The organism is Myxococcus sp. AS-1-15 (assembly GCF_020037055.1).
GTDB lineage: Bacteria > Myxococcota > Myxococcia > Myxococcales > Myxococcaceae > Myxococcus > Myxococcus fulvus.
The window spans coordinates 12,193-25,541 of record NZ_JAIQDF010000016.1 but is presented as its reverse complement, the minus strand read 5'-3'; the positions used below and the strand labels follow the sequence as shown (position 1 = coordinate 25,541).

General features: G+C 69.6%; 8 protein-coding genes. 3 read left to right on the top strand and 5 right to left on the bottom strand.

All coding sequences use genetic code 11. The features are described from left to right. Positions 1 to 38: 38 nt before the first annotated feature. The 3 genes from K8625_RS33960 to K8625_RS33950 all read right to left on the bottom strand — a co-directional run bounded on the left by K8625_RS33960 (position 39) and on the right by K8625_RS33950 (position 6,298). The gene (locus tag K8625_RS33960; RefSeq protein ID WP_223748973.1) at positions 39 to 761 is read right to left on the bottom strand and encodes a hypothetical protein; all 723 of its coding nucleotides are present in this window, start codon (positions 759 to 761) and stop codon (positions 39 to 41) included. Positions 762 to 773: 12 nt separating this feature from the next. Beyond that, positions 774 to 3,437: a DUF4157 domain-containing protein gene (locus tag K8625_RS33955; RefSeq protein WP_223785019.1), complete on the bottom strand. Its 2,664-nt coding sequence runs from the start codon at positions 3,435 to 3,437 to the stop codon at positions 774 to 776. Positions 3,438 to 3,910: 473 nt separating this feature from the next. Continuing rightward, positions 3,911 to 6,298 (bottom strand): PAS domain S-box protein, encoded by a 2,388-nt coding sequence (locus K8625_RS33950; protein WP_223785018.1) that lies wholly within the window; start codon positions 6,296 to 6,298, stop codon positions 3,911 to 3,913. A gap of 244 nt (positions 6,299 to 6,542) precedes the next feature. Here K8625_RS33950 and K8625_RS33945 point away from each other — a divergent pair, with 244 nt between their 5' ends. From K8625_RS33945 to K8625_RS33935, 3 genes are all read left to right on the top strand, one after another. Continuing rightward, entirely contained in the window at positions 6,543 to 8,159 is a 1,617-nt protein-coding gene (locus tag K8625_RS33945; RefSeq protein WP_223748970.1) for an NADP-dependent glyceraldehyde-3-phosphate dehydrogenase, read from the top strand. A gap of 207 nt (positions 8,160 to 8,366) precedes the next feature. Then, on the top strand, positions 8,367 to 9,761 hold the full coding sequence (locus K8625_RS33940; protein WP_223785017.1) for a hypothetical protein: 1,395 nt from the start codon (positions 8,367 to 8,369) through the stop codon (positions 9,759 to 9,761). Between the two features lie 200 nt (positions 9,762 to 9,961). Next, positions 9,962 to 10,963 (top strand): hypothetical protein, encoded by a 1,002-nt coding sequence (locus K8625_RS33935; protein ID WP_223785016.1) that lies wholly within the window; start codon positions 9,962 to 9,964, stop codon positions 10,961 to 10,963. 17 nt (positions 10,964 to 10,980) lie between these two features. Here K8625_RS33935 and K8625_RS33930 read toward each other — a convergent pair whose 3' ends face one another. Further along, entirely contained in the window at positions 10,981 to 11,643 is a 663-nt protein-coding gene (locus K8625_RS33930; protein ID WP_223785015.1) for a lysoplasmalogenase, read from the bottom strand. 48 nt (positions 11,644 to 11,691) lie between these two features. Next, positions 11,692 to 13,341, bottom strand: a complete 1,650-nt coding sequence (locus tag K8625_RS33925) for an alpha-amylase family protein (RefSeq protein ID WP_223748966.1) — start codon at positions 13,339 to 13,341, stop codon at positions 11,692 to 11,694. Between the last annotated feature and the right edge of the window lie 8 nt (positions 13,342 to 13,349).

Below are 13,349 nucleotides of genomic sequence, written 5' to 3'. Positions count from 1 at the left end.
TCACCCGTCGTGACGGGGCCTCGCGGGCGCCCGGTGGCTCATCGCCGCCGGGCCTCGCGGAACACCTCGGTGAGGCGCAGCATCTCCGCCTCCACCGTCGGAGTGGTGGCATCCCCGAGCCGGGGCGTGGTGACGACGAACAGGCCCTTGCCGCCGTCCACCCACTCCACGCGCTCCGGTGGCAGCCGCGCGAGCACCGCGCGGTCGAACTGCTCGACGTGCCCCTTGCCCAGGAAATTCGCCCAGAAGACGCCCGCGAACAGGGGCCGCAGCGTCACCGCGGAGTCGTACTCGCCGGTCTCCAGCGCCTCGTAGCGCGCCAGGGGATGGATGGCGGCGAACTCCGTGGTGTCGGGCGAGTGGGCCGCGTGGAAGGCGGCGAGCAGGAGCGCGGAGCCCGCCTCGTCCTCGTACGCCGCGCCGTCGAACTGGAAGACGAAGGTGTTGAGCCCCGCCACCCGCCCCTCGTCGGCGACGAAGCGCGAGATGCCCACCGTGAGCGTCCACGGCGAAGGCGTGCTCCCCCAGGCCTTGAGGAACGGGTGCTTCTCCTTCTTCGGAATCTCCGCCATCACCCGCGCGCCCACGCCAGGCCCCTGGAGCTTCACCGCGCGGCGCGTGGCGTCCTCGTCCCAGCCGCACACCCCCTCCACCGTCCCCACCAGCCCCGCCTCGGCGAGCGCGTCGATGAAGGCCGCCGGCGCGCGCCGGTCATTCCAGTCATGGTGCTGCGAGCTGGCGGTCCACTTCACCTCGGCCATGGCGTGTCCTCGCTAGAGCTTCGTCAGCACGTTGGGCTGCTTCACATACCAGACGGTGATGCCGCGCGCCTTGAGCGCCGAGTTCAGCTTCGCGGCCTCCTCGGTCGGGAACAGGTAGTTCAGCGACTTCACCTCGGCGCCGGAGCTGTTGCCCTTCGTGCCGAGGAAGGAGAGGTAGTCGTCCACCTGGCCGGGCGGCACCTTGTCGGTGAGCTGGTGCTTGACCTCCCACAGCTCGCCCTTGTCCGCGAAGAAGCGGTCCGCGGTGCGGCGCTTGCCTCCGGGGACGGTGAAGGTCTCGCGCGTGAAGGCCTTGCCGGCGAACTCCTGCAGGTGGGTGCGCGCGAAGGCCTCGAACATGGGGCCCTTGAGGGCGGCGCCCTGGCGCGGGTCCGCCTTCACCACCGCCTCCACGATTTTGTTGAACGCGCCGATGTCTCCACCCGTCTTCGACGGCACCACCAGCGTGAGGTAGCGGGTGAACGTCTGATACGCCGTCTTCGGGTTGAGCTTGTCCGCGTCGGTCATGAAGTCGACCAGCTTCGCCAGGTCCAGGTCCGTCAGGTCCGCCTTGCGGATGAGCTCCATCAGCGCCGGGTACTCGTCGAGGTACTTCTTGATCTTCCCGATGTTCAAATCCTTGGGCAGCGCGACGAGCACGCTCTCCGGCGTGGTGAGCTTCTTCGCGCCGGTGGCGCCCTTGGCGGCCAGCTCCGCCAGGTACTTCTGGATGGCGCCCAGGTCCACCTTGCACGGCGAGGCGCAGCCCAGCACGCGCGCCTTGGCCACGTCGCTCAGCTCGCTGAAGCGCTCGATGGCCCACTGGGGCAGCCGCTTGAGCCGCTCGAGCGCCTCCGCGGAGAGGTTCTGCAGGATGTGGCCGGGCACCTTGAGCACCCGCACGGCCCAGTCGCGCGCCGTGGTGAGCGCCTTCATGCCCTTGCGCAGGGACTCGGCCTCCTTGAGCCCCTTGGCGGCCTCTCCGGCCTTCTCCAGGAACTTCGCCGCGCGCGGCATCTTGGCGAGGAACTGGGCGAACTTGCCCGCCTTGCCCGCGCCCTTGAGCGCCGTGAGCGCGCCGCCGCTGAAGAACAGCATCACGATCTCCGCCAGCGCGTAGCCGGTAATCCAGCCCCGGAAGTGCCAGCGCTTGAGGAGGCTCGGGTCGTTCCACTTCTTGTCCAGCGCGTCGAGCCCCGCGGCCACCAGCTGCTTGAAGTCGAGCTTGGACAGGTCGCTGAAGAAGCCCCGGATGTCGGAGAGCAGGTTGCCGGTGACCAGGCTCCACACCAGCTTGCCCGCGAGCTTCGCCAGGTCCACCAGGCCCACCAGCGTGTCCCAGAGCGACTCGAGCACGCCGTGCAGCAGCCCCGCCACGAAGGCGATGGAGCCGGCCAGGAACTCACCGATGGCGGTGATGACGTTCTTGACCTTCTGGTAGGCCTCGTAGGTGATGGAGCCCGAGGAGACCTGGCCCTTGAGCGTCTTGGCGAGCTCGACGCCCGGTATCCATATCTGCGAGCCCGCGTGCGTCTGGGTGGTGTCCCAGTCCCCCTCCGGGTCCGGCTTGAAGATGCCCTTGCGGCCGCGCTCCGCGTTGACGAACACCAGCACGTTGACGAAGAAGCGCTCGTCCTGGCCCCACTTCGTCGCGTCGGACTTGTAGAAGCGTTTGACGATGTCGAGCGCCGTCTCGCCGGACGCGATGCGGTACAGCCTCGCCTCCGGGTCGGGCATGTCCACGGTGACATGCGACTTGGCCACGTAGCCGAAGCGGCCATCCACCAGCATCACGAAGTACCAGCCGCCGGACTGCTCGCGGCTGACGAACATGCGGGTGTTCTGCGGGAGCCGCTCCAGCGGGGCAGAGCCGGTGTCGGGCGAGGCGCGCAGGTTGACGCCCTCCTCGGCGGCGACGAGCCCGTTCTTGTTGACGGGGGTGCCCGACTGGGTCGGCGGCACATCCGACGTCGTCTGGACGGGCGCGGGCGGCGGCGGGGGCGGCGCCGGAGAGGGCGGCACCGTGTACTTGGACGCGGGCGCGGGGGTGAAATCCCGGGCCACGCCCAGGCGGTGGCGCCCCGGCTCACGCGTCGCGCCGTCCGCCATCACCGCGTCCGCCATGGACTCGGCCTCGCGCTCGGAGGCGTCCCCTGGGGAGGTCACCGACAGCCCCCCGGTGGCGAAGCGGGCCAGCCGAGCGCCGGAGGTGGCGCGGCCTCCGGTCTGCTGCAGCACGTGCGTCAGCTCATGCGCGAGCAGCCGACGTCCCGCGTGGGTGGACGGTGAGTACGCGCCCTCCTGGAAGGCGATGTCGCTGCCCACCGTGTACGCGCGAGCCTGGAGCGCGCGCGCCGAGTCCGCCGCCCTCGCGTCGGTGTGGATGCGCACGCCCCCCAGGTCCTGGCCGAAGCGCGGCTCGAAGAAGGCGCGCGCGGAGGACTCCAGGGGCTGCCCGGAGCCAAGCCCACGGGCGACGTGCGCGGACACATTCTCGGAAGGCCCCGCGCTGGAGACACCGGGCTGCGCGGCCCGGGCCACCTCCTCCTGCTTCTTGTCGCAGGACGAGCAGGAGCAGGAGCCCCCCGCGCACGCGACGCGCTGCACGCTGGGGGTGAGCGCGAGCCGGCTGAAGTCGAACCGGACGCCCGGCGCCGTGGCTCCGGGCTCGGCCACGGCGTGCGCCGAGACCGCCTGCCTCGCGACCGACGCGAGCGGACGCGACGCGGGGGTGGCGCCCCGTGTCTCGGACGAATGACTCGCATGAACCCGAGCCGCACTGCGTCGCATGGCTCCCCCCTGGTCTGGAGGCGCGAGTGTACGCGAGGGCGCGTCACATCGACGAGGGACACAGCGGGCTACATCTGGACCTCCGCGTCGCATCGGCGCGGGACGTCAAGAATGGCCTCGACGTCTACATTCACCCACGGTCCGCATTTCTTTGAGCGCACGTGCGGGTTCATGGTCGGCTCCCGCGCGCAAACCTCATCCAAGGAGTGGTCGACCATGAAGCGCATCCTGACGCTCGTGCTCTCCGTCTTCGCCCTGGGCTGCTCGGGGTCCGTGGGCGAGCGGTTCTGCAAGCCCAATAGCCAGGCGTGCAATTGAGGTCGGCCGCGTAGCACGCGGCAACCCCAGTCATCGCGGCCTCAGGGCCCCCGGCGGCGCGGCAGCCACACCTTGAAGCAGGTGCCGCGCTCGTTGGAGAACACCTCGATGCTGCCGCCATGTCCCAGGACGATCTGCCGGGAGATGTAGAGGCCCAGGCCGATGCTGCCCTGGCCGGCGCGCGCCTCCGGCCCGCGGCGATAGGGCTCGAACAGCGTGGGCAGCAGCCCCGCCGCGATGGGCCTGCCCACGTTGTGGACCTCCAGGAGCACACCGTCCCCGGCCTCGCGCAGGTGGACGCGGACACACGAGTCCGGAGCGCTGTGCTGGAGCGCGTTGCCCACCAGGTTGGAGACCACCTGGGCCAGCCGGTCCGCGTCCGCCTCCAGCCGCCCGTCCCCCCGCAGCTCCACCTGGATGTCGCGCCGCGGGTGCGCGAGCAGCACCTCGTCCACCACCTTGCGCGCCAGCACATGCAGGTCCATGGCGCACGGCCGGATGGGGATGCGCTCCCCCGCTCTCGCCTGGGTGAAGTCCAGCAGGTCTCGAATCAAGCGCGAGGCCCGCTGCGTCGCCTCCATGATGCGCTCCAGCCCCTTCACGCCCCCCTCCGGCAGGGTGCCCTTGCGCAACAACGACGTCGCCGTCAGCTGGATGGCATGCAAGGGGTTGCGCAAGTCATGGCTGACGATGGCCACCACGTCCTCGCGCACGCGCACCGCGTCCCGGGCCTCGCGGTACAGCCGCGCGTTCTCGATGGCCACCGCCGCGCGGTCCGCCACGCCCCGGGCCAGCTCCACCAGCGCCTCCATCTCCAGCGAGTCATGCGGCCGCGTCCACACCAGGTGGATGAGCCCGAGCGCGCGCCCGCGTGACACCACGGGCACCAGCGCCGCGGAGCGCGCCCCCAGCGCCTCCAGCAAGGCCCGGTGCGCCGCGTCGCTGGAGACCGAGTCGAGGAACCGGGAGGTCACCTCCGGCACGACGATGGGCTGCGCCAACGCCAGCGCTCGCGCCAGCGGGCCGTCCTCCTCCGTCCGGGGCGCGAACGCCAGGAGCTTCCGGATGAGGTCCTGTCGCTCGGGCTCCCTCGCGGCCGCCTCCTGTCGGACGAGCCGGCCGCTCGCCTCCAGCAGGTCCACCACGCAGTAGTCGGAGACGTGCTCCACGACCAGGCCCGCGAAGGCGCCCAGCGTGGTCTCCAGGTCCAACGAGCCCGCGAGCACCCGCCCCGCCTCCAGCAGGAAGTCCCTCGCCGTCTCGCTCTGCTTCTTCGCGGTGATGTCGCGCGCCACGTTGGCGAACCCGCGCAAGCGGCCCGCCTCGTCGCGCACGGCGGCGATGTCCAGGTCCGCCCAGAAGCACGAGCCGTCCCGCCGCTTTCGTCGCAGCTCTCCCCGGAAGTGACCGCCGTCCGCCACTTCGCGCAGCAGCCGCTGGGGCTCTCCCCGGGTCACCTGCTCCTCGGGCGCGAAGAGCGCGTAGTGCCGCCCGAGCACCTCCTGCTCCTGCCATCCGGTGAGCCGCTCGGCGCCCGCGTTCCAGCTCACCACGCGGCCCTCCGGGTCCAGCAGGAGGATGGCGTAGTCCTCCACCGCGTCCATCAACAGGCGGAAGCGCTCCTCGCTCTCGCGCAGCGCCTCGTGGGTGCGGCGCGCGTCGGTGATGTCCGTGGAGATGCCGCAGATGATGGGCCCCTCCGCGCCCACGGTGGGCAGCGGGAACTTCATCGCGAACCAGGTGCGCACGCCCTGGACGCCGGGGATGTGCTCATCCTCCGTCACGGGCCGAAGCGACTGTCGCACCCGCTCGTCGTGCTCCCGGTTGCGCCGCGCCACGGCGGCGGGGAACAGGTCGAAGTCCGTCTTGCCGAGCACGCTGGAGCGCGACCTCCCCAGCGCCTCCTCGAAGCTCCGGTTGACCAGCACGAAGCGCCCTTGCGCGTCCTTGGCGAAGATGACCGGAGGCGCGTGGTCGATGATGGCCTGCAGCCACCCCTCGCTCCTCGATGCCACCGTGCTCGACGCCAGGCGCCCCACCGCGTCCGTGCTCGCCGCATGGAAGACCGCGGCCAGCATGCGCTGCTGTCGCGGCGTGGCCGTCACCCCCGCCTCCTCCATCAGCTCGAGCAGGCAGTCGTGCAGCAGGCCGTACTCCTGGACGACCCCGCAGGCCTCCAGGCCGTGGCAGGCATGCCAGCGCTCCGCCTGTCCGGCTCGCAAGTACCGGAGCACCTCGGCCGAGGGAGGGAGCGCGTCGTCCTGGAGCGCCCGGGCGAGCGCCGCCAGGAGCACCGGCAGCACCTCCTCGAGCCCGCTCTGGACGAGCCCGGCTCGCTCGCGTCGAAGCCCATGACGCGTCCGCAGGACGGGCCCCCACCGCGCCAGCAAGCCTCCCCATGAGAGGGAGACATCCTCCTCGAGCGCCAAGGCTCGGCTCCTTTCCGGCCGACGGACGCGGACGGTGACGCCCCGGGCAGCCCCTCGTTCCGCTCACGCGCCCCACGTCGCGTCTGCCTCCCGGTTTGACGGTGGGGCTCGTCACGACTCCGCGCATGGGCGGCAAGGTACTCCTCCCGGGTGGGCCGACTGGCCGGTCCCACTGCCGGGTCCTGCGTCCAACCCTTCACGGGAAGAGGTGCCAGGAGAGAGGCGCCTCGTTAAGAAGGCCGCCATGACGCCACTCGCCGACCTCTTCCCGACCGAAGCGCAGCTCCCCTCCAGCGTGCGGCTCCCGCCCTATCTCGAGCAGCGGGAGTACCTGGTGGGTGGCGAGCTGAAGACCTGGGAGGGAGACCTCAGCCCCGTGCGAAGCCCCGTCTTCCTCCGCACGCCCGAGGGGCTCCAGCAGCGCGTGCTCGGGGCCACGCCGCAGCTCACCTCGAAAGAGTCGCTCGCCGCGCTCGCCGCGGCGGTGAAGGCGTACGACTCGGGCCGGGGCGTGTGGCCGACGATGAAGGTGGCGGAGCGCATCGAGGCGGTGGAGCGCTTCCTCGTGGCCATGCGCGCCCAGCGCGCCACGGTGGTCAACCTGTTGATGTGGGAGATTGGCAAGACGCAGCCGGACTCGGAGAAGGAGTTCGACCGCACCGTCGACCTCATCGTGGAGACGGTGCGCGCGCTGAAGGAGCTGGACCGCACCTCGTCCCGCTTCGTGCAGGACCAGGGCATCATGGCGCAGATTCGCCGGGCCCCCATGGGGGTGGCGCTGTGCATGGGGCCATACAACTACCCGCTCAACGAGACCTTCAGCACGCTGTTCCCCGCGCTGCTGATGGGCAACACGGTGGTCTTCAAGCCGGCGAAGTTCGGCGTGCTGCTCATCCGGCCGCTGCTGGAGGCGTTCCGCGACTGCTTCCCTCCGGGCGTCATCAACATCATCTACGGCAAGGGCCGCGAGACGGTGGGCGCGCTGATGGAGAGCGGGCAGGTGGACCTGTTCGCCTTCATCGGCACCCACCGGGGCGCCAGCGAGCTGAAGCGGATGCATCCCCGGCCGCACCGGCTCAAGTCGGTGCTCGGGCTGGACGCGAAGAACCCGGCCATCATCCTGGAGGATGCGGACCTGGATAACGCGGTGAAGGAGTGCATCATCGGCGCGCTCTCCTTCAACGGCCAGCGCTGCACGGCGCTCAAGCTGCTCGTGGTGCACCGGAGCATCGCGGAGGTGTTCCTGAAGAAGCTCACCGCCGCGGTGGACGCGCTCAAGCCCGGCATGCCGTGGGAGCCGGGCGTGGCCATCACCCCCCTGCCGGAGCCCGGCAAGGCGGACTACCTGCAAGGCCTGGTGGACGACGCCGTGGCCAAGGGCGCGCGCGTGGTGAACGCCACCGGAGGTCAGTCGTCGCACTCGTTCTTCGCGCCCGCGGTGGTGTACCCGGTGACCAGGGACATGCGGCTGTCGAGCGAGGAGCAGTTCGGCCCCGTGGTGCCGGTGATGGTGTTCGACCGGGACGAGGAGGTCATCCAGCTCGTGGTGGAGTCCCAGTTCGGCCAGCAGCTCAGCCTGTTCGGCCAGGACCCGGCGCGCATCGGCCGGTTCATCGACGCGTTCTCGAACCAGGTGGGCCGCATCAACCTCAACTGCCAGTGCCAGCGAGGGCCGGACACGTTCCCCTTCAACGGCCGCAAGGACTCCGCCGAGGGCACGCTGTCCGTCGCGGACGCGCTGCGCGTGTTCTCCATCCGCACGCTCGTCGCCACCAAGACGACGCCGGCCAACACCCACCTGGTGCAATCCATCCTCACCCGGCGGGAGTCGGACTTCCTGACGACGGACTTCCTGTTCTGACCCTGGGGTTTCCCCTGGGTCTGGTTGAACTCGTTGCCCACCCGCGCGCGTCATCGTTCGACGCAAGCGCGTCTCGAAGCAACGCCCGAGGCCCAGGGGATGTGGCGGGGCCCACCTCTTCCGGGCGGTTGGCACCTCTCCCCTCCCCGGGCCCCTTCCTTGCAGTAGCCCCGCGCGCCTTCGTCTCCTCACACCCCGAGGTGATTCATGCGCGTCGTGTCTGCCTTCGCTGGGAAGCTGCTGGTGGGCGGTGTGCTGGCCTCTGCGGCCATCATCGCCTGTGCGACCTCCTCTCCCAATCCGGGCCCCATCGGCTCCACGGAGGCTCCGCCGCTGCCCCAGGCGTGCAACCCGGACCCCACCTGTCCCGGCTCGACGTGCGCCACCGCCATCACGCCCGCGCTCGCCGTCGTCCCCGCCAACGCGTGTCCGCGCTTCGGTGAGTTCCAGTCCGACGTGGATGTGTATTCGTGGAACACCTTCATCGCGCTCAACTGGCCCGCGAATCCCTCCTCGTGCACGGCCAATACCCAGAGCAGCATCCTCAGCGGCCAGGGGCCCACCGTCTGGGAGACCTACCCGGATGACCTGGACATGTTCGTGCCACCGGGGAGCAAGCCCGGCGCGTGGTGCAGCTTCAACACACCCGCGGCCTTCGAGACGAAGCTGCGTCAGCGCACGAAGCTGCTGGAGACCGGTCGCCTCCAGGCTCTGAACACCGGCGTGCACAAGCTGCTGCTCAGCACCTCCAAGGCCTCGGCCGCCATCGGAGAGAAGCTCCCGGACATCGAGCAGGCCGTCGGGGGTCCGCTGACGGACCAGAACGGGCGCTTCGTGCGCTACGAGAAGCGCCTCAACCAGGACGAGTACAACTACCTCATCACCAACAACCTCTGGAACGCAGCCGGACAGAAGGGCGTCACCATCTCCTTCCCCACCGGCGCCAACCAGAGTCCGGGGCCGTGCAATGGCAAGCCGTGCGGCCCGGTGGGCGCCATGGAGGTGAAGGCATCGTGGAAGGTGCTCTCCGCGGAGGAGATTTCGGGCAAGCGCTTCTTCATGCGTCAGGCCTGGGTCTTCAACGATGACGCCGGAGACCCGAGCCCCGGCGCCAACCCCGTCACCGTGGGCCTGGTCGGCCTGCACATCATCCACAAGACGGACACGCAGCAGACCTGGTTCTGGTCCACCTTCGAGCACGTGGACAACACGACGTCCTCGTTCTTCAACCCGCACTGCACGGGGAACTGCACGCCCAATACCCAGACGGCGAAGGAGCCCTACACGGAGCTCGCGCCCGACGGCGGGCCGCTCAACGCCCCGGTCCAGGTGACGCGCACCACGCCCATCCAGGCAGACCCCGGCCTCAATGCGTACTACCGCGCGCTGCTCAAGGGCTCCGTCTGGGAGAACTACCAGCTCATCAGCACCCAGTGGGCCACCGGAGGCGCGCCGCAGGGTACCCCGCCCGTGCTCGCCAACACCACGATGGAGACCTACATCCAATCCACCGCGAGCTGCCTGGGCTGCCACGGCCAGGCCCCCAAGGCCAGCGGTGACGGCTCCGCGGACTTCAGCTTCCTGTTGATGGAGGCGCAGTAGCGCGCGAGCTCGTCAATCGAGCCCTGGGTCCAGCGCGAAGCCCCCGGACGTGCTTGGATGTCATTCACTTCCAGGAGCTGGAGCCACACATGGGTCTCTCATCGGGTGTCGCGCGTCGTGTCTTCTCAGGGATGAAGTGGGCCTTGCTGCTTGGGGGAGCGGGCTGCGGGGCTCCCCTGGAGCCAGGGGTTGAGGATTCGATGGAGACCCAGTCGCGGCCCCTGACCTATCCCAGTGGCGGGGCGAGGACGGTGGTGTCCCGGCGTGTCGTCTACAAGAATGGCTCGGGCGCCTACCTGGCAGCGGCGGGCTTCGAGCAGTTCCGCGCGGCGGGCGCCCCTGACCTCGTGCTTCACAACATCCGCATCGCGGAGGTGGATGCTCCCGGTCCGCGCGAGGCGCTGGTGGTCATGTCAGCGGGGCAGAAGATTTCGAGCAGCGGGCACTCGAGTGGTGTCACGGGGCAGTCGTCCAATTGGGACGCATCCTGTGACAGCGTCTCGTGCCCCAATGTCACGTTGGATGGCCGCTCGCTGGCGATGAAGCTGGACACCCTGGGGTGGTTTCCTCGGGGCAGGACGTACCTGTCCGTGGTCAACGACAACAACTTCGACCACTTGTTCGACAGCGACACGAAGCAGCGAATCGTCAATGGCTTCTCAGGCTGGCTCCAGGCACAGGTCCGTCCGGAGACACGCTCCATCTACCTGGCGGGCAGTTCGCGAGGCGGCTGCCTGATGATGCGGCTGGCCCAGGCGCTTCGCGCGAACGGGGCACTGGATGGAATCGACCTCTACGTGTCGTCGTTCGACGGCGTGTGCCGCAACAGCCAGGGAGAGTTGGGCACCCACGACACCAAGATCGACAATCCCGTGCGGCCCTGGGGCACGTTCTATGGCGCGTGGGCCACGGACCTGAGTGCCCAGTTCCCCCGGCGGCAGCGGCTCCATCTCTTCCAGGTGGTGGGCGGCCAGGAGGTGGCTCCGGCCACGGGCATTCGCGCGTTCTCCGGCTACGCGGGTGCCTCGCCACCCTCGACGGGGACGAATCTTGACTGGGGTTGGTACAAGCAGACGTGGGTGAAGTGGAAGCACAAGGAGATTGGAAATCCATACACCGACCCCAGCGCCTCCGAGCAGGCGCAGGCCGTGGCGGACACCCTCGACGCACACCTGACGTGGCTCGACGCCCGACTCCCCTGAGGCCTCGAGTACGGGAGTCACGCCTCGGCCGGGGCGCGATGCGCGGAACGGGCGATGCACAGCTGCGCCGCCCAGTACGTCAGCATCACGACGTAGCTGCCTCCCGTCACCGGCGTCACGAACAGCTTCACCGCGAGCACCCCGTCGCTGAGGGCGAACAGCAGCGCCCCCGCGAACGCGAACCCCTGCTCCCGTCGCGTCAGTCCGGACGCGCCCAGCAGCGCCGCCGCGCGCCAGGTCATCGTGCAGATGACCACGACATACGCCGTCACCGGCCCGGCCATGGCGCCCAGGTGGGGGCCCAGCACGACGCTGGCCCCCACCGCCAGCACCAGGAACGGCAGCGCCCTCCCCCACCGGAGCTCGCGCGTCGCACAGAGGTACGCGGCCGTGTAGCTCACATGGGCCAGCAGGAACGCCCCCAGCCCCGGCAGGAACAGCGCCTTGCTGGCATCCAGCAGCACGTCCCCCAGCAGCGACAGCCCCAGCCCCGCGAAAATCAATCGCGCATAGCGTCCCCGCGGCGGCCACAGCCACAGCAGCAGGCAGAGCATCGGCAGCGACTTGGTCACCAGGCGGACCTCGACCGGGCCCGTGTCCAGGCACAGGAGGAACCCCGCCGCGCCCAGGACACCCACTCCCGCGAGAATCCTCGTCCCTACCGTCGAAGCACCACGCATGCGGCCACCTTACCCTGGCGGCTCGCGGGGACGACGCCTGTCCCGACCTCAATCCGTGGCGGGCGGCGCGAGTCGCTGCTCCATCCGGTACCACCGGTAACCGTACCCCTCCAGCGTCACGCGGTGGCGTCCCGTCTTGCCGGGCGACGAGTGGTCCTCCGAGAGCAGGTGGACGAGCCGCGCCGGAGGCCCTCCCGGTGAGAAGCTCACCTCGCAGGCCTTGCCGGACAGGTTGTGCAGCGTCACCAGTGTCTCGCCCTTCCAGTCGTACCGCAGCGCGAGCACGTTCTTGTTCCTCACGCTCAACAACCGCCACGCGCCCCACCCCAGCTCCGGACACTCCTTGCGCATGCGCACCATGCGCTCCATCCAGTTGAGCAGCGAGCCCGGGTCCCTGCGCTGGTGCTCGACGTTCACCTGCCGGTAGCCGTGGGGCGCCCGCTCCACCACGGGCCGGAAGGGCTCCTCGGCGCGCGTGAAGCCACCGTGCGGCTCGTCGGCCCATTGCATGGGCGTGCGCACGCTCTGGCGCTCATGCAGCGACAGGTCCTCGCCCATGCCCAGCTCGTCGCCATACCAGAGCACCGGCGTCCCCGGCAGCGACAGCATCAGGCTGAACGACACGTCCAGCCGCCGCCGGTCCCCCGCCAGCATGGGCGCGAGCCGCCGCCGCAGGCCGCGCTCGTACAGCTGCATCCTCGGCTCCGGGCCCAGCTCCGCGAAGACGCGCTTGCGAGCCTTCGCGGGCAGGCGCCCCAGGTCCAGCTCGTCATGGTTGCGCAGGAAGTTCGCCCACTGCGCCAGGTGCGGCAGCCTGGGCGCCGAGCGCAGCGACTCCACGAGCGGCGTCGCGTCCTCCGTCACCAGCGACAGGAAGTAGCTCTGGTTCGCGGCGAAGTTGAAGACCATCTGCATCCGGTCTCCCTCCTTGCCGAAGAAGTTCATCACCTCGTCCATGGTGACGTTGGCCTCGGCCAGGAGGATGGCGTCCCCGCTCCTCCACGAGAGGAACTCGCGCATCCGGTCCAGCAGCTCGTACGGGTCCTCGATGCCGTGGCTGCGCAGGCCCTTGAGCTCCACCAGGAAGGGCACCGCGTCCACCCGGAAGCCGGACACGCCCAGCTGCAGCCAGTACCCCATCACCTTGAGCAGCTCCTCGCGCACCTCGGGGTGGGCGATGTTCAGCTCGGGCTGGAAGGGGAAGAAGCGGTGGAAGTACCAGCGCTTCACGCCGGGCGCGTACGTCCACGTGGTGTGCTGCGAGCCCGGGAACACCATGCCCTTGTGCGCATCCTTGGGCTTCTTGTCGGACCACACGTAGAAGTCGTGGAAGCGGCTGTCCCGGTCCTTGCTCGCGGCCTGGAACCAGGGGTGCTGGTCGCTCGTGTGGTTGAGGACCAGGTCGATGATGACGCGCAGGCCGCGCTGCTTCGCCTGGTGGGTGAACTCCACGAAGTCCCCCAGGCTCCCCAGCCTCGGGTCCACGCCGTAGTGGTCCGTGATGTCATACCCGTTGTCGCGATTGGGCGAGGGGTGGAACGGCGTCAACCACAGGCACGTCACGCCCAGGCCCGCCAGGTAGTCGAGCCGGCGTTGGAGCCCGCCGAAGTCGCCCACGCCATCGCCGTTGCCGTCCATGAACGTCTCGACGTCCAGGCAGTAGATGACCGCGTTCTTGTACCAGAGGTCCTGAATCATCCGTCTCC

Bases quoted from the DNA above. Each gene is read 5' to 3' on its own strand.
- K8625_RS33945 (WP_223748970.1), top strand. From the start codon at position 6,543: ATGACGCCACTCGCCGACCTCTTCCCGACCGAAGCGCAGCTCCCCTCC.
- K8625_RS33940 (WP_223785017.1), top strand. From the start codon at position 8,367: ATGCGCGTCGTGTCTGCCTTCGCTGGGAAGCTGCTGGTGGGCGGTGTG.
- K8625_RS33935 (WP_223785016.1), top strand. From the start codon at position 9,962: ATGGAGACCCAGTCGCGGCCCCTGACCTATCCCAGTGGCGGGGCGAGG.
- K8625_RS33960 (WP_223748973.1), bottom strand. From the start codon at position 761: ATGGCCGAGGTGAAGTGGACCGCCAGCTCGCAGCACCATGACTGGAAT.
- K8625_RS33930 (WP_223785015.1), bottom strand. From the start codon at position 11,643: ATGCGTGGTGCTTCGACGGTAGGGACGAGGATTCTCGCGGGAGTGGGT.
- K8625_RS33925 (WP_223748966.1), bottom strand. From the start codon at position 13,341: ATGATTCAGGACCTCTGGTACAAGAACGCGGTCATCTACTGCCTGGAC.